Raw genomic sequence first — 20,119 nt, 5'->3', positions numbered from 1 at the left:
CGACCCCGATCATAACGAGGCGGTTTGCAGAGGGGAGGCCTGACGTGGCGGAAGTAAAGCAGCTGGCGAACGAAGCCACGGGACCGCTGAAGGGCATCCGGATTCTCGACCTCACCAGCGTGGTGTTCGGAGCCTATGCGACCCAGATGCTGGGCGACCAGGGCGCCGAGGTGATCAAGCTGGAGGACCCCGGCTCGGGCCGCGGGACCGGCGGCGATATCATGCGCTGGCCCGGCCACACGCCGAAGGACTGGCCGCGGGACCTGGGGCCGATCTTCCTGACCATCAACCGCAACAAGCGCTCGGTGGTGTTCAACCTCGCCGATCCGAAGTCGCGCCGGAGCCTCGAGGCGCTGATCAAGAGCTGCGACGTGTTCGCGACCTCGATCCGCTATGAGGGGCTCAAGCGCTTGGGCCTGGCCTACGAGGACGTAAAGGCGCTGCGGCCGGACGTCGTTTACGTGCACGCCGCTGGCTACGGCTCGGAAGGCCCCTATGCCGGTGAACCGGCCTATGACGACCTGATCCAGTCGGCCTCGGGCCTGGCTGACGTCTTGCCGCGGACGGATGGGAACCCGACGCCGCGGATTCTGCCGAGCCTGATCGCCGACAAGGTGTCGGGCCTGTTCATGTGCCAGGCGATCACCGCGGGCCTGCTGAGCCGTGAGCGCACCGGCCAGGGCCAGTTCATCGAGGTGCCGATGTTGGAGTGCGTGACCAGCTTCAACCTGGTCGAGCACCTCTACGACCACGCCTTCGACCCGCCGACCGGCCAGTGGGGCTATCAGCGAGTGGTCAATCCACACCGCAAGCCGTTCCAGACCAAGGACGGCTACATCGGCCTGCTGCCCTATACCGACAAGCAGTGGGACATCTTCTTCGACGTCGCCGGCTGGGGCGAGACCTTCGGCAAGGACCCGCGCTTCCAGGGTCTGGAGCGCGGCAAGAACATCCACGAACTCTACGCCTTGGTCGAGACGGTGACGGTGACCAAGACCACCGACGAGTGGCTGGACCTGCTGAAGCCGCTGTCGATCCCGGTGACGCGGACCAACCGGCTGGACGACCTGCCCGAGGACCCGCACCTGAAGGCGGTCGGCTTCTTCGAGAAGTACGACCACCCGCAGGCCGGAGCCTATGTGGCGATGAAGCCGCCGGTGAAGTTCACCGGCACGCCATCGAACATTCGTAGACACCCGCCACGGCTGGGCGAGCACACTGAAGAGGTGCTAGCGGAGGTGTCGCAGGAGGCCTGATGCGTATTGCGGTGGTGGGGACCTCGGGCTCGGGCAAGTCGACCTTGGCGCGGCGCCTGGGCGCCGAACTTGGCCTGCCGCACATCGAACTGGACGCGATCAACTGGCAGGTCGGCTGGAAGGACCTCAACAGCCACGACCCGGACGAGTTCGTCCGCCGGGTGGCCGAGGCGGTCGGCCAGGAGGCGTGGGTCAGCGACGGCAATTACGGCAAGGTCCGCGACTTGGTCTGGAGCCGGGCCACGCATCTGATCTGGCTGGACTACGCGCGCAGCGTGATCATGCCGCGGGTGATCAAGCGCTCGGTGCTGCGCGCGATCGACCGCGCCGAACTGTGGCCGGGGACCGGCAACCGCGAGGACTGGCGGATGTGGCTGAGCAAGGAGCATCCGATCCGCTGGGCCTGGGACACCTGGGCGCGGCGGCGGGAAGAGTACGGCGGGCGGATCGAGGACCCGAGGTTCGCGCACCTGCAGGTGCATCGCCTGCGCCATCCGCGTGAGGCGGAGGGGCTCATCGATCTCCTCTCCCCCCTGGGGGAGAGGCCGGGTGAGGGGGAAGCGACGCGCTAGCGGCGCGATCCGGCCTCGATGGCAGGCGTTGAGGGGGCCGGTAGGCTTCGGCCCCCTCACCTAACCTCTCCCCCAGTGGGGGAGAGGGATATGACGTCAGACCGGCGAGAACACCGGGACTGGCGGGCCGTTCTCGGTCGGCTGGAACTTCACCTTGACCTTCTGGCCGATGGAGAGCCCGTCGGGCGCCACGTCGACGAAGTTGGTCAGGACGGCGGGACCTTCGTTCAGGGTCACGTAGCCGATGGCGTAGGGGCCGGACGGCGAGCGGTGCATGACGCTGTAGCTGTAGATCACGCCTTCGCCCGGGCTCTCCTTCCACTCGGTCTTGTCCGAGAAGCAGAACGGGCAGAGCGCGCGCGGGTACCAGTGGTCCTCACCGCAAGCGTTGCAGTGCTTGATGAGGAACTTGCCATCGGCGGCTGCATCCCAGAAGGGCTTGCTTTCGATCGTGACGGCCGGGGCCGGGATCTGGCGGGTCATGAGGGCGGGGCGGTCTTGGACGTCGGTCATGATTTAGGCCTCCCGTTCCATGATGAGGGTCGCCGCGCCGTGGCGCGTGCCGAGCGAGCCGCCCGTGCCGTGGGCCAGGGCGATGTCGCAGTTGGGGACCTGGACCTTGGGGTGGGCCTCGCCGCGGAGCTGACGCACCGCCTCGATGACCTTGGTGATGCCGCCGCGGTTGGTCGGGTGGTTGTTACACAGCCCGCCGCCGTCGGTGTTGAACGGCAGCTTGCCGACGCCCGAGATCAGGTTGCCGTCGGCGACGAACTTGCCGCCCTGGCCCTTTTCACAGAAGCCGAGGTCCTCAAGCTGCATCAGCACCGTGATGGTGAAGCTGTCGTAGATCGAGGCGTACTTGATGTCGGACGGCTTCACGCCGGCCTCGCCGAAGGCGATCGGGCCGGACCACACCGCGCCCGAGTGGGTGAGGTCGAGACCGCGGCCGCCCATCGGGCCCTTGGGGGACTCGCCGGCGCCCATGATCTTCACCTTGGGACGGTTGAGGGTCTTGGCGACCTCTGGCGACACCACGATCAGCGCGCCGCCGCCGTCGGTGACGACGCAGCAGTCCAGCAGGTGCAGCGGGTCGGAGATCATCCGCGAGTTCACGACCTGCTCGACGGTCACCACGTCCTTCAGGAAGGCGTGCGGGTTGTACTGGGCGTGGTGGCTGGCGGCGACCTTGATCCAGGCCAACTGCTCGCTGGTGGTGCCGTACTCGTACATGTGGCGCATGGCGCACATGCCGTAGGTGTTGTGGGTCGAGCCGCCGTAGATGTTCTCATAGCCGGCCTCGGGCGGGCCGTCGGTCAGCTGGCCGGGCTTGCCCGCGCCGCCGCCGAAGAACTTGTTCTGGCGCGGACGGCCGGCCAGGGTGATCAGCGCCACCGAGCACTTGCCCTCGGCGATCGCCTGGGCGGCGTGGCCGACGTGCAGCAGGTAGGACGAGCCGCCGGTCTCGGTGGAGTCCATGTGGCGGACGTTGCGCAGGCCCATGTAGTCGATCATCGACATGGCGCCGAAGCCGGGGGCGTCGCCGGCGCAGAAGTAGCCGTCGATGTCGTCCTTGGTGAGACCCGCGTCCTCCAGCGCGCCCTTGGCGCATTCGGCGTGGAGTTGCGGGGTCGACTTGTCGGGCGCGTCGCGGAGCGGATGCTCGTACGCTCCCATGATGTAGGCCTTGCCTTTTATGCTCATGCGTTTCCCCGGAAATTATCTTTGAAGAATGGATGTGGCTTATCGCGGTGCAGCATGGACGGCAACCGCTCGGCCTTGCGACGATTGGCATCTTCTCTCCCCGCTTTGAGGGGAGAGGGTAGGGTGAGGGGTTGGCGCCGCCAGGCGGCGCTCTGACCACGCCGGCCAGGGGCGCGGCGGGACCCTCACCCTAGCCCTCTCCCGCAGGCGGGAGAGGGAGCGGTCGGCGCTAAGCCGGCTGCTTCATCGCGGCCAGGCGCTCGTCGCGCAGGGCGGTGCGGCGGACCTTGCCGGCGTCGTCGCGCAGCGGCTCGTCGACGAACTCGTAGGTTCGCGGCTGCTTGTAGGTGACCAGCTTGGCCGCCAGGTGCGCGCGCAGCGAGGCCTCGTCGCGCGAGCCCTTGGTCTGGACGATGGCGTGGATCTTGTTGCCGAGGTCGTCGTCCGGGAAGCCGATCACCGCACAGGACTGCACCTCGGGGTGCTCTTCGAGCGCCGCCTCGATCTCGGCCGGATAGACGTTGGAGCCGCCGACCAGGATCATGTCGGTGCGGCGGTCGGCCAGGTAGAGATAGCCATCCTCGTCGAACCAGCCGATGTCGCCCAGGCTTTCCCAGCCGCCGTCCAGCACCTTGGCCGTGGCGCCGATGTACTTGTAGGAGGGCGGCGCGCCCTCGGGTCGGCGCATGTAGATCTCGCCGACCTCGCGTGCGGGCAGGAAGGATCCGTCTTCGCCGACCGCGACCATTTCGCCGACCGTGACCTTGCCGACCGAGCCGCGATGCTCCAGCCACTCGGCGCCGGAGATGGTGGTCACCGCCTGGGCCTCGGTGCCGGCGTAGAGCTCCATCACCGTCTCGGGACCGACCCAGTGGATGAAGGCCTCCTTCAGCCAGGCCGGGCAGGGCGCGGCCAGGTGCCAGAGGGTCTCCAGCGAGGAGAGGTCGTACTTGGCGCGGACCTCCTCGGGTAGGTGCCAGATGCGGTTCATCATCGTCGGGACCAGGTAGATCCAGGTGGCCTTGTTGCGCTGGATTTCGGCCAGGGTGGCCTCGGCCTCGAAGCGCGGCATCAGCACCATGTGGCAGCCGACGCTGAAGGCCGACATCATCATGCCGAAGCCGGCGTTGTGATAGAGCGGCGCCGGCAGCAGGGCGACCGAGCCGGGCTTCAGTCGCCAGCCGCCGACCTCGGGCGTCTCCTTGGCGGTGACGCCGGGCTGGCCGGCCAGGATCAGCTTCGGGCGGCCGGTGGAGCCGCCGCTGGTCGGAGCCTTGGAGACCGGGGCGGTCTGGTCGGGCAGGTCGCTGTCATCGTCTGACAGGGCCAGCAGGTCGGGGATCGAGAGCAGCGGCCGGTCGATTTGGTGCTCGAACTGGGCGATGACCACCGGGGTGTTGGCGAGCTCCATGATCGCCTCCAGCTCGCCCTTGGGCAGGCGGAAGGAGATCGGCTGCGGCGTCGCGCCCAGCTTCCAGATCGCCCAGCAGGCGACCGCGAAGTCGGTGGAGTTGGGCAGGCCCAGGGTGACCAGGTCGCCGAACTTGACGCCCTTGGCGGCCAGGCCGCGGGCGGCGCGGTTGGAAAGCTTGTGGAACTGCTCGTAGGTCAGCGTGACATCGCCGCAGGTGACGGCGGGCGCGTTCGGCTTGAGCTGCGCTAGCTGCTTCAGCTTGGCGCCGAGCGAAATCATCTCATCGGACATGCTTGGTTTCCGTCCCCTGGAAATGGATCGGGCTCTGACGGCCCTTTGATCGAAGAATGGCTCGCCGCCGGAATGCGTTGGCGGACAGCGCCAGTTTCCTTTGCGGAAGCATTGCGACGCAAGCGCCGATTGCGGATGTCGCCGTTTCGGGCTTTAGGGGTTCGTACAAGTGTTTGAGAGGGAGACGTCCATGTCCGTGGAAGAACTGCTCACCCAGGAATTTGGGACCTTGGCCGATGTGATCCGGGCCCAGGCCGCGGACCTGGGCGACAAGGCCGCGCTGGTGGATGCGAAGCGGACGATCTCCTACGCCGAGCTGGACGAGCTGATGGACCGCATCGCCGTGGCGCTGCAGCGCGACGGCGTGGGCAAGGCCGACGTGGCGGCGATCTGCGCGACGACCAGCGCCGAATACGGGGCGAGCTTCTTCGGCATCCTGCGGGCCGGGGCGATCGTGGCGCCGCTGGCGCCGTCCTCGACGCCAGAAAGCCTGGTGATGATGCTGAACGACTCAGGCGCGAAGGTGTTCTTCCTCGACGCCGGGGTCGCTAAGCAGCTGGAAGGCGTCGCCGATCAGATCAGCGCCAAGCGCGTGGCGCTGGACGGCTCAGGCGTCGGCGTGGCGTTCGAAGACTGGCTGGCGCCCAAGGGTGGCAAGCCGGCGCCGGTCGAGGTCGATCCGGACCAGGGCTTCAACATCATCTATTCGTCGGGCACGACCGGCGCGCCGAAGGGCATCGTCCAGCCGCACCGGATGCGCTGGGGCCAGATCCGCCGCGGCGTCTATCCGGCCCAGTCGGTGACGATGATCTCGACGCCGCTCTACTCGAACACCACGCTGGTCTCGTACCTGCCGACGATCTCCAACGGCGGCACCGCGGTGCTGATGCCGAAGTTCGACGCCGAGCAGTTCCTGAAGCTGTCGCAGCAGCACCGCGCCACCCACGCCATGCTGGTGCCGGTGCAGTACCGCCGGCTGATGGAGCGGCCGGACTTCGACAGCTACGACCTGTCGTCCTACGTGATGAAGTTCTCGACCTCCGCGCCGTTCTCGCCGGAGATCAAGGCCGACGTGCTCAAGCGCTGGCCGGGCGGGCTGATCGAGTACTACGGCATGACCGAAGGCGGCGGCTCCTGCGGCCTGCTGGCCCACGAGCATCCGGACAAGCTGCACACGGTCGGCCGGCCGCTGCCGGGCCACGACATCCGCCTGATCGGCGAGGACGGGGTGGAGGTGCCGCAAGGGCAGATCGGCGAGGTCGTCGGCCGTTCGGGCGCGATGATGGTCGGCTACCACAACCAGCCGGGCAAGACCTCGGAGGCAGAGTGGTACTCGCCCGACGGCCTGCGCTACATCCGCACCGGCGACGTCGGGCGGTTCGACGAGGACGGCTTCCTGACGCTCATGGACCGCAAGAAGGACATGATCATCTCGGGCGGCTTCAACATCTATCCGAGCGACCTCGAGGCCGAGATCGTGCTGCACGAGGCGGTGCTGGAAGCGGCCGTCGTCGGCGTGCTGTCGGACAAGTGGGGTGAGACGCCGGTGGCGTTCGTGGCCCTCAAGCCCGGCAAGAGCATCGAGGCCGAGACCCTGCGCGAATGGGTCAACGCCAAGCTCGGCAAGACCCAGCGCCTGGCCGACCTGATCCTGGTCGAGGGCCTGCCGCGCAGCCACATCGGCAAGGTGCTCAAGCGCGAGCTGCGCGACGACTACAAGGGAAAGGCCCTCGCGTGAGCCAGATCTCGGTCGCCGACCTCTGCGACGAACATGAGGGAACCATCGAGGTCTGCGAGACCCAGTTCCGCGACCTCGGCGGCAAGACCGCCTTTTCCGGGCCGATCCGCACCGTTCGCTGCCACGAGGACAATTCGCTGGTGAAGGCGACGCTGGCCGAGCCGGGCGAAGGCTGCGTGCTGGTGGTCGACGGCGGCGGCTCGCTGCACCGGGCGCTGGTCGGCGACATGCTGGCCGCCGACGGGGTGAAGAACGGCTGGGCCGGGGTGGTGGTGTTCGGGGCGGTGCGTGACGCCGTGGTGCTCGGCACGCTCGACATCGGGATCAAGGCGCTGGGCACCAACCCGATGCGCAGTGTCAAGCGCGGCGAGGGCGTGGTCGACACGCCGGTGGCGTTCGGCGGGGTGGTCTTCCTGCCCGGCGACATGCTCTACGCCGACGAGGACGGCGTCGCGGTGCTGCCGGCCGCCGACGAGGACGACGAGTAAAGGAGCTTTCCGATGGCCGACGCCTTCACCAACCTCAGCGGCAATACGCCCGACGACCTCAACGCCATGCAGCAGGGTTTCCTGCCGGGCGAGCTGGGTCTGGAGGTGCTGGAGGCGCGGCCGGGCTTTCTGCACAGCCAGGTGAAGGTCGAGCAGAAGCACATGGCGCCGAACGGCTTCATGCACGCGGCCAGCGTCATCGCGTTGCTGGATTCGGCCGCCGGCTACGGCTGCCGGATCTCGCTGCCTGATGGCGCGGTCGGCTTCACGACCATTGAATTGAAAAGCAATTTCCTCGGCACCGCCCAGGCCGGCGAGACCGTCAGCTGCGAGGCCAAGCTGGTCCACGGCGGGCGCATGACCCAGGTCTGGGACGCGGTCGCGACCCATGCTGGGAGCGGCAAGGCGATCGCGCTTTTCCGCTGCACGCAGATGATTCTCTACCCGCGCTGAAAGATCGCAAAACGGCCGCTTGATCTCGGCAGGCCGGATGAGTAGGTTCCGCGCCTCGCGCTCAGCGGGTTCTCCTTATTCGAGGCCCGAACGACGTCTCCGGAGAGGTGGCTGAGTGGTCGAAAGCACCGCACTCGAAATGCGGCGTACCTTTACGGGTACCGTGGGTTCGAATCCCACCCTCTCCGCCATATCCCTGAAAATCTGAGACGTCCGACCTTCGCCGCGCGAAGGCTCGCGGCGTTATTCGACGGCCGAAAACCGCTGCTGACAAACCGCTGTCAGCAGCCGCGCGTTCTGTTGGCGCAAACCAATGGAGCGACCCATGTCCGACCTCGTTTTCTACACCAACCCCATGTCGCGCGGCCGCATCATCCGCTGGATGCTCGAGGAGGTCGGCCAGCCCTATGAGACCAAGGTCCTGCGCTGGGAGACTGGCGCGGCGAAGGGCGCCGACTACCTGGCGATCAATCCGATGGGCAAGGTGCCGGCCATCGTCCACGACGGGGTGGTCGTCACCGAATGCGCGGCCATCTGCGCCTATCTCGCCGACGCCTTCCCGCAGGCGGGCCTGGCTCCGCCCCCGGGCAGCCGACTGCGCGGTCCCTATTATCGCTGGCTGTTCTTCGGGGCCGGCCCGATCGAACAGGCCGTGGCCGCCAAGATGGTGAACCTGCAGCCGACGGTCGAGCAGCGCACCTCGCTGGGATACGGCTGCATGGAGGACGTGCTGGCGGCCATCGAGGGCGCGGTCGAGAACCGCCCGTACCTCGTCGGGGACAGCTTCACCGCCGCCGATCTCTACCTCGCCTCGCACCTGTCCTGGGGCATGAACTTCGGGACGCTCGAGAAGCGCCCGGCGTTCGAGGCCTATGCCGAACGCCACCTGCAGCGCCCGGCGGCCCTGCGCGCCGACGAGATCGACAACGCGCTGATCGCCGCCGCGCAGCCGGTGTCCTGAATTGTGGCGGATGGCCCGGTTTCCGGGCCATCCGCCCATGCGCCCCCTGGGGATAACCCCGATAGACCGCTCAGGGGGCGGCCCGCACTCTCGCGCCTGACAGCCACCAGTCAGGGCGAACACAGATGGCGAAACTGCCGACCCCCGCGCCGACCCGGCCCCCGCGGGCGAAGAACCCGCCGCTGCCGCCGCTGCCGGACATCAGCGGCCTCGACGCCGACACCGCGTCAGTCACCTATTCAACCCACCGCACCAAGCTCTCGACCCACCGGACCGACCTGTCGGAACATCGGACAGACCTGTCGGAGTACCGCACTGACCTGTCGACCGAGCGCACCGAGATGTCGATGCGGCGGACGGGCATGTCGTTTCAGCGCACCCGGATGAGCGACGACCGGACGCTGATGTCGGTGATCCGCACCTCTCTGTCGCTGATCGGTTTCGGCTTCACGATCTATCAGGCGTTCCAGAAGCTGCGCGACGCCGGGGCCATCGCCAGCGCGGCCGCCCCGCGCAACTTCGGCATCGCTCTGGTGAGCCTGGGCATACTGATGCTGATCATCGGCATGGTGCGGCACGTGCAGTTCATGCGCGAATTGAAGACGACCCGCGAGGCGATGGCCAAGGAAGGCCTGATCTTCGCGCAGAGCACGTTCCCGGTGTCGTCGACGTTCTGGATCGCGGTGGCCCTGCTGCTGCTCGGCTTTGGCGCGATCATCAGCATGGTCTTCAAGATCGGGCTGTTCGGCTAGCTAGCGCGACATCCAGGGCTTGGATTTGGACGAGGACTGCGCGGCCGCGGCTTGCTCGCGCTGGAAGCGCCCGCCGCGCGGCGGCTTGGGGCGAGCATCGATCGCAGCGTTCTTCAAACGCAGCGCCCGCTGGATCGGGGTCTCGTTCGGCGGCGGCGGATCTTCGGGCTTGTCGGTCATGACGTGATCCTAGCGGAACGCGCCGTGCAAGGCCACGAACGCTTGCCTTCGCCGCGGTTCGACGGGCACACACCGGCCATGAAGCAAGTCATCGTCGTCAACGAGGCGCTTGGGCTGCCGCCCGGCAAGATGGCCGCCCAGGTGGCGCACGCCGCGGTCGGCGGGCTGCTTAACGCCCCGCGCGAAAAGCAGGCCGGCTGGCTGCAGTCGGGCATGCCCAAGGTGGTGCTACGCTGCGGCTCCGAGGAGGAACTGTTCGAGCTGGCGCGGCAGGCCGAGGCGGCGGGGCTGCCGGTCATGCTGATCCGCGACGCCGGCCGCACGGTGGTCGCCTCCGGCACGCCGACCTGCGTCGGCATCGGCCCCGACGAGATTTCCAAGATCGACGCCATCACCGGCGCGCTCAAGCTGATGAGGTAGGATGATGGTCTATTCGACCAAGCACGGCAGCGGGGTCCTGGGGACCCAGGAGCAGCCGCTGGAGGCGGTGACCTTCGAGGCGACCATCGAGCACGCCCAGAACTCGATCCTGTCGTTCATCGCCAAGATCCGCACCCGCAGCGGGCGCAGCCTGGCCGAACTGAAGGGCCAGAACCTGGTGCTGCAGATCGATGACGGCCCGGCCCTGGGGGTGATGATCGTTCACGTCGAGGGCGATGGCGACGAGGCGGTGCTGAACCTCTCGTCCAGATGACGTAGGGCCCTGGCGCGCTCCCCGCCCAGACTGCGGCTTGATGACTTGCAAAAACGAACTTATGGTCCGGGCCAGGGAGAGAAAATCATGCAGACCGAAGACGTCCTGGCCTTCGCCGACCGGTTCATTGGCGCCATCGAGCGCGGCGACGTGGAGGCGGTGCGAGCCTGCTACGCCCCTGACGCCAAGATCTGGCACAACAACGACCGGGTGGAGCAGACCGTCGAGCAGAACCTGAAGGTGCTGGCCTGGTTCATGCGCAAGATGAGCGATCGCAAGTATCGCATCGTGCGGCGCGAGGCGCTGTCGGACGGCTTCCTGCAGCAGCACGTGCTGGAAGGGAAGTTGCCGGACGGGCGGGACTTTTCGATGTCGGCCTGCTGCGTGATCCGCATGCAGGACGGGGTGATCAGCCGGCTCGACGAATACATCGACTCGGCCGAGGCGGCCGTGCTCAGCGAGGTCCGCTGAATGCTGCGCGTACGGGGGGCGCTGGCCGGCTTGGCCGCGCTGTTGCTGGGCGGGGCGGCGCAGGCCGCACCGCCGTTTCCTGACGCCCAAGCCACCGATCCGGTCGTCCTGGGCTGGATGGTCGGTTCGCCGCCGCCGGCCGAGCGGACCATCCGCTTTGAGGACGGCAGCTTCCTGAAGTTCCCGCAATTGCGCTGGACCTTCTCCCACTGGCGCGAGCTGTTTCCGACGGCGGCGGTCTGGCGCGGGCCGGGCCCGGTCAGCGCCCTGCCGAGGGCGCCGCGCGACGACCTGGATGCGGTCAGCTTCACGCCGCTGGGCGGCGGCGCGCCGATGACCTGGGGCCAGTCGCTGGCCGCCAACTACACCGACGGCATCCTGGTGATGCACCGGGGCAAGGTGGTCTATGAGCGTTACTTCGGGGCGCTGAAGCCGGAAGGGACGCACATCGCCCACTCGGTGACCAAGTCGTTCGTCGGCACGATCGCGGCCATGCTGGTCGCCGAGGGCAAGCTCGACCCCGACGCCTTGGTGACCCGCTACATTCCGGAGTTGAAGGACAGCGCCTTTGGCGACGCCACCGTGCGCCAGGTCCTGGATATGACCACGGGGCTCGAATATTCCGAGGTCTATACCGACCCCAAGTCGCCGGCCTGGGACTTCGTGCGGGCGGTGGGGCTGCTGCCGCGGCCGGCGGGCTATAGCGGCCCGACCACCAGCTACGATTATCTGAAGACCCTGAAGAAGGCCGGCGAGCACGGCCAGGCCTTTTCCTACAAGTCGGTCAACACCGAGGTGGTCGGCTGGCTCGTGCAGCGCGCCGGCGGCAAGCCGCTGGCCCAGCAGATCAGCGAGCGGTTCTGGACCCCGCTGGGCATGGAGCAGGACGCTTATCTGCAGGTCGACTCCGTCGGGTCCGGCTATGCGGCCGGCGGCCTAAACCTGTCGCTACGGGACCTGGCGCGGTTCTGCGAGATGATGCGCCAGAACGGCCGCTTCAACGGCCGTCAGGTCGTGCCGGCCGCGGTGGTCGCCGACATCGCCGGCGGGGCTCGGCGCGAGGACTTCGCCAAGGCCGGCTACGCCACCCTGCCGGGCTGGAGCTATCACGACCAGTGGTGGGTCTCGCACAACGACCACGGCGCCTACATGGCCCGCGGGGTGAACGGCCAGGCCTGCTACGTCGACCCGAAGGCCGAGATGGCGATCGTGCGCTTCGCCTCGCACCCGCAGTCGAGCAACGTCTATCTCGATCCCCTGTCGCTGCCGGCCTACCACGCCATCGCCCAGCACCTGATGCGGACGCCCTGAGCCGGGCGTCCGCATCCGGCGGCTAGACCGGCGCGGGTTCGGCGTTGGCCGCCGGCTTAGCGGCCGCGCGGCCGATCACCCGGCTGGCGAAGGCCGGCAGCACCACCAGAGTCAGCAGGGTGGCGGTGATCAGGCCGCCGATCACCACGGTGGCCAGCGGCTTCTGCACCTCGGCTCCGGCCCCGCTGGCCAGCGCCATTGGCATGAAGCCGAGCACGGCGACCAGGGCGGTGGTCAGCACGGCGCGCAGGCGGGCCATGGAGCCCTCCACCGCGGCCAGCTGCGGCGCGACCCCAGCCTCGATGCGCTCGCGGATCGCCTGGATCAGCACCAGCCCATTCAGGGTCGCGACCCCGGAGACGGCGATGAAGCCGACCGCGGCCGAGACTGAGAACGGCATGCCCCGCAGCAGCAGCGCCAGCGCCCCGCCGACCAGGGCCAGCGGCACGCAGGCGAAGACCAGTCCCGCCTGGGCCGCCGAACCGAGCGCGAGGTAGAGCAGCACGGCGATGGTCGCGAAGACGATCGGCACGACGATGGCCAGCCGCGCCTCGGCCCGCTGCAGGTTCTCGAACTGGCCGCCCCAGTCGATCCAGGCGCCGGCAGGCAGCTTGATCTCGTCGGCCACGGCGGCGCGGGCCTCGGTGACGAAGCCGCCGAGGTCGCGGCCGCGGACATTGGCCTGGACGACGATGCGCCGCTTGCCGTTCTCGCGGCTGATCTGGTTCGGCCCCTCGCCCTCCTGGAACTGGATGACCGAGCCGAGCGGCACCATCACCGCCCCGTCGTTCACCGCCAGCGGCGTCTGAGCGACGACGGAAAGGTCGTTGCGCGCCTCTTCCGGCAGGCGGACCACCACGTCGAAGCGGCGGTCGCCCTCGTAGACCCGGCCGGCGGTGCGGCCGGCCAGGGCGATCTGGACCGCGTCGGCGGCGTCGGCGGCGTGGACCCCGTGCAGGGCGGCGGCCGAACGGTCGACCTGGGCGGTCATCATCGGCAGGCCGGACACCTGCTCGACCTTAACGTCGGCCGCGCCCTTCACCCCGCGCAGCACCGTGGCGATCTTCTCGGCGGTAGCCTCCATCTCGTTGAAGTCGTCGCCATAGACCTTGACCGCGACGTCCGAGCGGACGCCGGAGATCAGTTCGTTGAAGCGCATCTGGATCGGTTGGGTGAACTCGTAGGCGTTGCCGATCTGGCCGGCGGCGACCTTCTCGATCTTGGCCGAGACCTCGGCCTTGCTGAGGCTGCGGTCGGGCCAGTCCTTGCGGTCCTTGAGGATCACGAAGGTGTCGGAGATGCTCGGCGGCATCGGGTCGGTGGCGACCTCGGCGGTGCCGGTCTTGGAGAAGACGTTCTCGACCTCGGGGATCTTGATCAGCGCCTTTTCCAGCCGGGCCTGCATCTCCAGCGATTGTTCCAGCGAGGCGCTGGGCACGCGCAGGGCTTGGACCAGCACGTCCTTCTCGTCGAGCGTCGGGATGAACTCGCGGCCCAACAGGCTGAACACCGCGAGCCCGACCAACACCATCGCGCCGGCGCCGAGGGCGACCCGCCGCGGATGGGCGACGGCGCTGCGCACCAGGGGTTCGAGGCGGCTGCGGAACACCGCCTCGGCCTTGGACTGATGTTCGCGCTCGGGCGGCTTGATGAACAGGGCGGCGAGCGCCGGGACCAGGGTGAAGGTCAGGATGAAGGCCCCGGCCAGGGCCAGCATGACCGTCGCGGCCATCGGGTGGAACATCTTGCCCTCGATGCCCTCGAGCGCCAGCAAGGGAGCGTAGACCAGCAGGATGATCGCCTGACCGTAGGCCGCGGGGCGGACCATCTGGCGGGCGGCGGCGACCGCTTCGTCCATCCGTTCGGATTTGGTCAGGTCGCGGCCCTCAGCCTGGCGGCGAAGGGTCAGGCGACGGAGAGTGTTCTCGACCACGACCACCGCCCCGTCGACCAGCAGGCCGAAGTCGAGGGCGCCCAGGCTCATCAGGTTTCCGGAAACCCCGAACCGGTTCATGCCGATGACGCCGAACAGGAAGGCCAGCGGGATGACCAGGGCGGTGATGATCGCCGCGCGCACGTTCCCGAGCAGCAGGAACAGCACGACGATGACCAGCAGGGCGCCCTCGGCCAAGCTGGTGCGGACGGTCGAGATGGTGCGGTCGACGAGCGCGGTGCGGTCGAGGACCGGCGTCGCCTCGACCCCGGGCGGCAGCGAGGCCTGGATCTGCTCCAGCCGCTGGCCGACCGCGTGGGCGACGGTGCGGCTGTTCTCTCCGGCCAGCATCAGGGCGGTGCCGATCACCACCTCCTCGCCGTGCTGTTGGGCGGCGCCGAGGCGCGCGGCCTGGCCGATCTCGACGGTGGCGACGTCGGAGACGCGGACCACCAGCCCGTTGTGGTTCTTGATCGGGGCCGCGGCCAGGTCCTCGGCCGAGCGCACGCGGGCGTCGGCGCGGACCACGAAGGCTTCGCCGCCGCGCGAGATGTAGCCGGCGCCGGCGACGGTGTTGGCGTGTTCGACCGCCTCGACCACCTCGTTGAGGCCGACGCCATAGGCGGTCATGCGGGCCGGATCGGGCCGCACCGCGTACTTCTTGACGTAGCCGCCGATGACGTCGATCCCGGCGACGCCGGGGACGGTCTTCAGCTGCGGGGTGATGATCCAGTCCTGGACCGTGCGCAGGTAAGTCGCCTTGGCCATCTCGGTGGTCAGGCGCTCGCCTTCTGGGGTGATGAAGGACCCGTCCGACTGCGGGCCGGGCTGGCCCGGTTTGACGCCTTTGGCCGGGGCCATCTTCACCGTCCACATCATCACCTCGCCGAGGCCGGTGGTGATCGGGGCCAGGGCCGGTTCGGCGCCGGGCGGCAGTTCGTCGCGCGCGCCTTGCAGCCGCTCGGTGACCTGGTTGCGGGCGAAGTAGACGTCGGTCTGGTCGGTGAAGACGGCGGTGATCTGCGAGAAGCCGTTGCGGCTGATCGAGCGGGTCTCGACCAGGCCCGGAATGCCGGTCAGGGCGGTCTCCAGCGGGTAGGTGACCCGCTGCTCGATCTCCTCGGGCGACAGGGCGGGGGCGACGGTGGTCACCTGCACCTGGCGATTGGTGATGTCGGGCACCGCGTCGATCGGCAGCCGGAAGAGCTCGACCGCGCCGTAGGCGGCGATGGCCAGCGCGATCAGGATGACCGCGAAGCGGTGGCGCACGGAGAGCGCCACGATCTTGTTCAGCATGGCGGCCCCCTAGTGCTCGTGCTCGGCTTCGCCCTTGGCGAGCTCGGCCTTGAGGACGAAGGCGCCGCGGCCGGCGACGCGCTCGTCGCCCTTCAGCCCGGCGACGATCTGGGTCTGTCCGCCGCCGGAGCGGCCGGTGGTGACCGAGCGGGCGCGGAAGCCCTCCTTCTCGGCGACGAACACCACTTGGCGGCCCTCGACCGTCTGCACGGCCTCGGACGGCACGCTGGGCAGGCCCTTGCCGTCGGCAGGGACCTGGGCGCTGACCGCCGCGCCGGGGGTCAATTGACCGCCGAGCGGGCGGGCGCGGACCATGGCTGCGCCGGTGGCCAGCTGCGACAGCGGCGCGATGCCGACGATCTGGGCGGCGGCTTCGCGGCCGTCCGGCCCGACCAGGTTCAGCCGGGCGCCGACCGAAAGCTTGGCGGCGGCGTCGGCGGGCACGTTGAACACCACTTCCAGATGGTCGGGATTGGAAACCTCGGCGACCGGCGCGCCCTGGGCGACGAAGCCGCCGGGCGCGACCTGGACGCTGGTGACCAGTCCGGCGATGGGGCTGCGCAGGGTGGCCTGGCCGGCGGCGCCGGGCGAGCCGGAGGCGGCGGCGCGGGCCTGGGCGGCGGCGGCCTGGGCGCTGGCGCGGACCGAGGCGGCGCGGGCGGCCTCCCAGTCCTGCTGGGCGGTGACGCCGGCCTTCAGCAGCCGGTCTTCGCGGGCCAGGGCGGCGCGGGCGGCCTGGGCTTCGGCCGATGCCGCGGCGGCCTCGGCGCGAACGCTGGCGCCGTCGGCGCTGCGGATCACCACGACCCCGCCGCCGGCGCCGACCTGGGCGCCGGGCGAGAGCAGGACGCGCTCGACCACCCCGGACACTGGGGCGGCGACAACGGCGCGGGCGTCGGGCGCGGCTTCGACGCGGCCGGTCAGGCGGATATCGGATCCGCCGCCGCGGCCGACGGTGACCACGGCGACGCCGGCGGCGGCGGCCTGGTCGGCGGGCAGGGCGACGAAGCCTTCCTCGCCGGCCTTTTCTTCGGTGTGCCCTTCTTCGCCGTGAGCTTCCTCGCCGTGGGCGTCGGCGGGCGCGGCGCGGAACGTGGCCAGGCCGTAGCCGGCGGCCAGGGCGAGCGCGATCGCCGCGCCGGTGAACAGGTTTCGTTTGCTGAGCAGCATGGTCAGGCTCCGAAGGGGGGCTTGCCGGCCAGGCGCGCGGCCTCGGCCAGGGCGCGGACGCGGGCCAGGCGGGCCTCCAGCGTCTGCAGGCGCGCGGCGGCCAGGGCGCGGCGCGCGGCGGTGAGTTCGAGCAGCGGCAGGCGACCGGCCTCGTAGCCGATCCGCGCCAGCCGATAGGCCTCGGCGGCGGCGGCCTCGCCGGCGGCCGCGGCGCTGGCCTGAGCCGTGGCGCTGCGGGCCTGGGAGCGGGCGGCGGCCAGGTCGGCGGCGGCGTCGAGCCGCGCCTGGTTCAGCCGCGCCTCGGCCGCGGTCAGCTCGGCGCGGGCGGCGGCTGTGGCTCCGCGGTTGCGGTCGAACAGCGGCAGCGGCAGCGAGGCCCCGGCGACCATGGCGGTGGCGTCGTCGCCGGCGAAACGGCGTACGCCGGCGGAGACTGTGAGATCGGGGCGAGACTGCAGTTGTTCGAACCGCACCTTGGCCGCGGCGCTGTCGCGGTCGGCCTGGGCGGACAGCACCGCCGGGGTGTCGGCGGGCGCCGCGTCGGTCACGGAAGCTTCCGTCGACAGCAGGCTGGAGCTCAGCGAGTCGAACGCTTTGCCCGATCCGGCCTGGGCCGAGAGCCGGCCGAAGGCGGCGTCGCGGGCGGCCAGCGCCTGGTCGAGCCCGGCCTGGGCGGCCTGGGCGTCGGCCTTCGCCTGCAGGCCGCGCAGGCGCGCCTCCTTGCCGGCCTCGACCAGCAGGTCGGCGGCGCGGGCGTCGCTCTGAGCGGCTTCCAGTAGTTCCTGGGCCTGGGCGGCGCGCAGCTGCGCGGCTTCGGCCTCGGCGTAGCCGACCGCCAGGGCGGCGGCGTAGTCGGCGCGGGCCTGGGCGTCGCGGGCGCGGGCCAGGGCGAGGTCTTTGCGCGCGCCGTCGATGCGGGCGCCGCGCTTGCCGCCTAGCTCGAGGGACTGGCTGAGCGACAGGGTGGTTTCGGCGGAGTCGAGGCCCGCCATAGGACCTTCGCCGGCGAAGTTCTCGACCTCGAGCGAGAGCTCGGGATTGCGCCAGGCGCCGGCTTGGTCGAGGCGGCCCTGGGCGGCGGCGACCTGGGCCTGGCTTTCGGCGCGGCGCGGGGCCAGGGCGGATTGGGCCAGCAGGTCCTGGAACGAGGGGGCGGGCGCGGCCAGGGTCGGGCCGGCGCACGCCAGGCCGCCTGCGGCCAGCAGGGCCGCCAGACGGGCGTGATGGGGAGGCATTGGGATCTCCGGAAACAGGCAGGACGACGGCGCGCCTCGGCGCGCGAAGCTGTCAGCCCGCGGGAGGTCGGGTCGGCGGGGCCGAACTGAGGGTCGCGGGCGTGTCGTCGTCGGCCGGGCGCTGGCGGCCGGCGGCTCCGGCGCGGGCGTCGATCTGGGTCACGGCCAGCAGCGGCGGCGCGACATGGCCGGCGCAATGGGTGGCGCAGTGGGCGCCAGGCGCATGATGGGCGGCGTCGGGATCGCCGTCGCCGGCGTGATGGGCGCTGGCCGCCGCCGGCGAGCCGAGGTCGGCGAGCGGCTCGGCATGGCTGGGCGCGGCGAGCAGGACGAACAGCAGGGTCGCCAGCAGGGCGAGCATCGCCCCGGCGCCTCGCCAGTCATCCATGAGCCGTCGCCCGATCATGGTGCAGCCTGTGCATCCTACAGCGGCTGTAGGAGCAAGTGCTATTTGCCAGGTGGTCTATGACGCTTGGGGGGCTTCCCAGCGGGACCGTTCTGGCGCCTCTTTGTCCACGAACGGATGTGATGCTTGGGGGGATTTGTATGCGTGCGTTGATGACGGCGGCCGCCATGGCCGGCCTGCTGTGTTCGGTTGCGCCGGCGGCGCTGGCCCAGGGCGTTCCGGCCGGCAAGGTCGCAGGCCTTAAGGCGCAGGCCGTGGCCGGGGTCGAAAGCCGGGCCAAGCTGGCCCAGCAGATGAACGACCAGATCTTTTCCTATGGCGAGCTGGCGTTCCAGGAAGTGGAGACCTCGAAGTACGTCACCGGCGTGCTGGAAAAGAACGGCTTCACCATCCAGCGCGGCGTCGCCGGCCTGCCGACCGGCTGGACCGCGACCTGGACCCACGGGACGGGCGGTCCCGTCATCGTGCTCGGCAGCGACATCGACGGTATTCCAAAGGCCTCGCAGAAGCCGGGCGTGCCTTGGCACGAGCCGCTGGTCGAGGGCGCTCCGGGCCATGGTGAGGGCCACAACTCCGGCCAGGCGTTGAACGTGGTCGCCGCCCTGGCGGTCAAGGACCTGATGGAGAAGCAGAACATCGCCGGCACGCTGATGCTGTGGCCGGGCGTCGCCGAGGAGCTGCTGGGCGGCAAGGCCTACATGGTCCGCGACGGGGTGTTCAAAGGCGCCGACGTGGCGATCTTCACCCATGTCGGCTCGAACCTGGCGACGGCCTGGGGTGCGACCTCCGGCACCGGGCTGGTGTCGGTCGAGTACACGTTCCATGGCGCGTCGGCGCACTCGGGCGGGGCACCCTGGCGCGGCCGCAGCGCGTTGGACGCCGTCGAGCTGATGAATATGGGCTGGAACATGCGCCGCGAACACCTGCGGCCCGAGCAGCGTTCGCACTACGTGATCACCGACGGCGGCGACCAGCCCAACGTCGTGCCGTCCAAGGCGACGGTCTGGTACTACTTCCGCGAACAGACCTTCGACGGCATCAAGAAGAGCTCCGATATCGGCGACACCATCGCCGAGGCCGCGGCCAAGATGACCGACACGACCATGGAGCGCCGGGTGCTGGGCACGGCCGCGCCGCGCCATTTCAACCGGCCGCTGGCCGAGGCCGCCAAGGCCAACATCGACAAGGTCGGCCTGCCAAGCTGGACGCCCGAGGAACAGACCTTCGCCAAGGCGGTGCAGAAGAACCTCGGCTCCAAGGAGAAGGGGCTGGCGACCGAGCTCGACAAGATGGCGCCGCCGGTCGAGAAGCCCGAGAGCGGCGGCTCCGACGACATCGGCGACATCTCCTGGACGCTGCCGACCATCACCGTGGTCTATCCGTCGAACATTCCCGACCTGCCGGGGCACCACTGGTCGAACGCCATATCGATGGCCACGCCGATCGCCCACAAGGGCGTGGTCGCCGGCTCGAAGGTGGTGGCGATGACCATGGTCGACGTGCTGACCAAGCCGGAGCTGCGCCGCCAGGCCAAGGACTACTTCGTCAACGTCCAGACCAAGGACCAGAAGTACGTCCCGATGATCGGCCCGAACGACAAGCCGCCGATCGAGATCAACACCGATGTCATGGCCAAGTTCAGGCCGCAGATGACGCCCTTCTATTACGACGCCGAGCGCTACCCGACCTATCTCGACCAGCTCGGGATCAAGTGGCCGCCGACCGAGCTGACTCCGCCGAAGGGGACGCGGGTCGATTAGGTTCCGGCGCAGCTAAGCGTAAGCGCTGCAATAGAAA

At 69.4% G+C, this 20,119-nt stretch carries 19 protein-coding genes, 1 tRNA gene and 1 pseudogene; 13 read left to right on the top strand and 8 right to left on the bottom strand.

The genetic code is table 11. The features are described from left to right. The first annotated feature begins 44 nt into the window (after nucleotides 1–44). Both C0481_RS11640 and C0481_RS11635 read left to right on the top strand, forming a co-directional pair. On the top strand, nucleotides 45–1,256 hold the full coding sequence (locus tag C0481_RS11640; protein WP_293403832.1) for a CoA transferase: 1,212 nt from the start codon (nucleotides 45–47) through the stop codon (nucleotides 1,254–1,256). Further along, nucleotides 1,256–1,828, top strand: a complete 573-nt coding sequence (locus C0481_RS11635) for a hypothetical protein (protein WP_293403830.1) — start codon at nucleotides 1,256–1,258, stop codon at nucleotides 1,826–1,828. Before C0481_RS11640 ends, C0481_RS11635 begins: the two co-directional genes overlap by 1 nt. Nucleotides 1,829–1,924: 96 nt before the next feature. Here C0481_RS11635 and C0481_RS11630 read toward each other — a convergent pair whose 3' ends face one another. The 3 genes from C0481_RS11630 to C0481_RS11620 form a co-directional block, all read right to left on the bottom strand. Beyond that, nucleotides 1,925–2,341: a Zn-ribbon domain-containing OB-fold protein gene (locus C0481_RS11630; RefSeq protein ID WP_293403828.1), complete on the bottom strand. Its 417-nt coding sequence runs from the start codon at nucleotides 2,339–2,341 to the stop codon at nucleotides 1,925–1,927. A gap of 3 nt (nucleotides 2,342–2,344) precedes the next feature. Then, a complete protein-coding gene (locus tag C0481_RS11625) occupies nucleotides 2,345–3,529 on the bottom strand; it encodes a thiolase domain-containing protein (protein WP_293403826.1) in 1,185 nt (394 codons plus the stop codon). A gap of 229 nt (nucleotides 3,530–3,758) precedes the next feature. Then, entirely contained in the window at nucleotides 3,759–5,234 is a 1,476-nt protein-coding gene (locus C0481_RS11620; RefSeq protein ID WP_293403824.1) for an AMP-binding protein, read from the bottom strand. 190 nt (nucleotides 5,235–5,424) lie between these two features. Between C0481_RS11620 and C0481_RS11615 the strand changes: the two genes are divergently transcribed. The 6 genes from C0481_RS11615 to C0481_RS11590 all read left to right on the top strand — a co-directional run bounded on the left by C0481_RS11615 (nucleotide 5,425) and on the right by C0481_RS11590 (nucleotide 9,626). After that, a complete protein-coding gene (locus C0481_RS11615) occupies nucleotides 5,425–6,972 on the top strand; it encodes a class I adenylate-forming enzyme family protein (RefSeq protein WP_293403822.1) in 1,548 nt (515 codons plus the stop codon). Then, entirely contained in the window at nucleotides 6,969–7,460 is a 492-nt protein-coding gene (gene rraA / locus C0481_RS11610) for a ribonuclease E activity regulator RraA (RefSeq protein ID WP_293403820.1), read from the top strand. Before C0481_RS11615 ends, rraA begins: the two co-directional genes overlap by 4 nt. Before the next feature lie 12 nt (nucleotides 7,461–7,472). Beyond that, nucleotides 7,473–7,913 (top strand): PaaI family thioesterase, encoded by a 441-nt coding sequence (locus tag C0481_RS11605; RefSeq protein ID WP_293403818.1) that lies wholly within the window; start codon nucleotides 7,473–7,475, stop codon nucleotides 7,911–7,913. A 101-nt stretch (nucleotides 7,914–8,014) separates the two neighbouring features. Beyond that, nucleotides 8,015–8,104 (top strand) — tRNA-Ser (locus tag C0481_RS11600). A 134-nt stretch (nucleotides 8,105–8,238) separates the two neighbouring features. Next, the gene (locus C0481_RS11595) at nucleotides 8,239–8,874 is read left to right on the top strand and encodes a glutathione S-transferase family protein (protein ID WP_293403816.1); all 636 of its coding nucleotides are present in this window, start codon (nucleotides 8,239–8,241) and stop codon (nucleotides 8,872–8,874) included. A 125-nt stretch (nucleotides 8,875–8,999) separates the two neighbouring features. Then, the gene (locus C0481_RS11590) at nucleotides 9,000–9,626 is read left to right on the top strand and encodes a DUF202 domain-containing protein (protein WP_293403814.1); all 627 of its coding nucleotides are present in this window, start codon (nucleotides 9,000–9,002) and stop codon (nucleotides 9,624–9,626) included. Here the strand turns inward: C0481_RS11590 and C0481_RS11585 are convergent, their stop codons facing one another. After that, entirely contained in the window at nucleotides 9,627–9,806 is a 180-nt protein-coding gene (locus tag C0481_RS11585; protein WP_293403812.1) for a hypothetical protein, read from the bottom strand. A 78-nt stretch (nucleotides 9,807–9,884) separates the two neighbouring features. On the opposite strand from C0481_RS11585, the gene pth2 reads away from it, so the two are divergent. The 4 genes from pth2 to C0481_RS11565 all read left to right on the top strand — a co-directional run bounded on the left by pth2 (nucleotide 9,885) and on the right by C0481_RS11565 (nucleotide 12,282). Further along, nucleotides 9,885–10,226: a peptidyl-tRNA hydrolase Pth2 gene (gene pth2, locus C0481_RS11580; protein ID WP_293403810.1), complete on the top strand. Its 342-nt coding sequence runs from the start codon at nucleotides 9,885–9,887 to the stop codon at nucleotides 10,224–10,226. Between the two features lie 4 nt (nucleotides 10,227–10,230). Then, the gene (locus C0481_RS11575) at nucleotides 10,231–10,500 is read left to right on the top strand and encodes a hypothetical protein (RefSeq protein ID WP_293403808.1); all 270 of its coding nucleotides are present in this window, start codon (nucleotides 10,231–10,233) and stop codon (nucleotides 10,498–10,500) included. A gap of 87 nt (nucleotides 10,501–10,587) precedes the next feature. After that, nucleotides 10,588–10,971: a nuclear transport factor 2 family protein gene (locus tag C0481_RS11570; protein ID WP_293403806.1), complete on the top strand. Its 384-nt coding sequence runs from the start codon at nucleotides 10,588–10,590 to the stop codon at nucleotides 10,969–10,971. Beyond that, nucleotides 10,972–12,282 carry a serine hydrolase gene (locus C0481_RS11565; protein ID WP_293403804.1) on the top strand — a complete coding sequence of 437 codons (1,311 nt, stop codon included), beginning with the start codon at nucleotides 10,972–10,974 and terminating at the stop codon, nucleotides 12,280–12,282. It begins immediately after the preceding gene. Nucleotides 12,283–12,304: 22 nt separating this feature from the next. Here C0481_RS11565 and C0481_RS11560 read toward each other — a convergent pair whose 3' ends face one another. The 4 genes from C0481_RS11560 to C0481_RS11545 are packed head-to-tail and all read right to left on the bottom strand — an operon-like array spanning nucleotide 12,305 to nucleotide 18,304. Continuing rightward, nucleotides 12,305–15,511: a CusA/CzcA family heavy metal efflux RND transporter gene (locus C0481_RS11560; RefSeq protein ID WP_293403802.1), complete on the bottom strand. Its 3,207-nt coding sequence runs from the start codon at nucleotides 15,509–15,511 to the stop codon at nucleotides 12,305–12,307. A gap of 9 nt (nucleotides 15,512–15,520) precedes the next feature. Continuing rightward, on the bottom strand, nucleotides 15,521–16,681 hold the full coding sequence (locus C0481_RS11555; protein WP_293403800.1) for an efflux RND transporter periplasmic adaptor subunit: 1,161 nt from the start codon (nucleotides 16,679–16,681) through the stop codon (nucleotides 15,521–15,523). A 2-nt stretch (nucleotides 16,682–16,683) separates the two neighbouring features. Beyond that, nucleotides 16,684–17,916 carry a TolC family protein gene (locus C0481_RS11550; protein WP_293403798.1) on the bottom strand — a complete coding sequence of 411 codons (1,233 nt, stop codon included), beginning with the start codon at nucleotides 17,914–17,916 and terminating at the stop codon, nucleotides 16,684–16,686. A 52-nt stretch (nucleotides 17,917–17,968) separates the two neighbouring features. Further along, on the bottom strand, nucleotides 17,969–18,304 hold the full coding sequence (locus C0481_RS11545) for a hypothetical protein (protein ID WP_293403796.1): 336 nt from the start codon (nucleotides 18,302–18,304) through the stop codon (nucleotides 17,969–17,971). Nucleotides 18,305–18,537: 233 nt separating this feature from the next. Between C0481_RS11545 and C0481_RS11540 the strand changes: the two are divergent. Next, nucleotides 18,538–20,082: pseudogene (locus C0481_RS11540) on the top strand (amidohydrolase); the annotation flags it as partial. Nucleotides 20,083–20,119 lie beyond the last annotated feature (37 nt).

It is taken from the genome of Phenylobacterium sp. (genome assembly GCF_013822795.1).
In the GTDB taxonomy this organism is placed as follows: Bacteria; Pseudomonadota; Alphaproteobacteria; order Caulobacterales; family Caulobacteraceae; genus Phenylobacterium.
This window is presented reverse-complemented; position numbering and strand designations above follow the sequence as displayed.

Coding starts and splice junctions, on each gene's coding strand:
- C0481_RS11635 (WP_293403830.1), top strand. CDS start 1,256: ATGCGTATTGCGGTGGTGGGGACCTCGGGCTCGGGCAAGTCGACCTTG.
- C0481_RS11630 (WP_293403828.1), bottom strand. CDS start 2,341: ATGACCGACGTCCAAGACCGCCCCGCCCTCATGACCCGCCAGATCCCG.
- C0481_RS11625 (WP_293403826.1), bottom strand. CDS start 3,529: ATGAGCATAAAAGGCAAGGCCTACATCATGGGAGCGTACGAGCATCCG.
- C0481_RS11620 (WP_293403824.1), bottom strand. CDS start 5,234: ATGTCCGATGAGATGATTTCGCTCGGCGCCAAGCTGAAGCAGCTAGCG.
- C0481_RS11615 (WP_293403822.1), top strand. CDS start 5,425: ATGTCCGTGGAAGAACTGCTCACCCAGGAATTTGGGACCTTGGCCGAT.
- C0481_RS11605 (WP_293403818.1), top strand. CDS start 7,473: ATGGCCGACGCCTTCACCAACCTCAGCGGCAATACGCCCGACGACCTC.
- C0481_RS11595 (WP_293403816.1), top strand. CDS start 8,239: ATGTCCGACCTCGTTTTCTACACCAACCCCATGTCGCGCGGCCGCATC.
- C0481_RS11590 (WP_293403814.1), top strand. CDS start 9,000: ATGGCGAAACTGCCGACCCCCGCGCCGACCCGGCCCCCGCGGGCGAAG.
- C0481_RS11585 (WP_293403812.1), bottom strand. CDS start 9,806: ATGACCGACAAGCCCGAAGATCCGCCGCCGCCGAACGAGACCCCGATC.
- pth2 (WP_293403810.1), top strand. CDS start 9,885: ATGAAGCAAGTCATCGTCGTCAACGAGGCGCTTGGGCTGCCGCCCGGC.
- C0481_RS11575 (WP_293403808.1), top strand. CDS start 10,231: ATGGTCTATTCGACCAAGCACGGCAGCGGGGTCCTGGGGACCCAGGAG.
- C0481_RS11570 (WP_293403806.1), top strand. CDS start 10,588: ATGCAGACCGAAGACGTCCTGGCCTTCGCCGACCGGTTCATTGGCGCC.
- C0481_RS11565 (WP_293403804.1), top strand. CDS start 10,972: ATGCTGCGCGTACGGGGGGCGCTGGCCGGCTTGGCCGCGCTGTTGCTG.
- C0481_RS11560 (WP_293403802.1), bottom strand. CDS start 15,511: ATGCTGAACAAGATCGTGGCGCTCTCCGTGCGCCACCGCTTCGCGGTC.
- C0481_RS11555 (WP_293403800.1), bottom strand. CDS start 16,681: ATGCTGCTCAGCAAACGAAACCTGTTCACCGGCGCGGCGATCGCGCTC.
- C0481_RS11550 (WP_293403798.1), bottom strand. CDS start 17,916: ATGCCTCCCCATCACGCCCGTCTGGCGGCCCTGCTGGCCGCAGGCGGC.
- C0481_RS11545 (WP_293403796.1), bottom strand. CDS start 18,304: ATGGATGACTGGCGAGGCGCCGGGGCGATGCTCGCCCTGCTGGCGACC.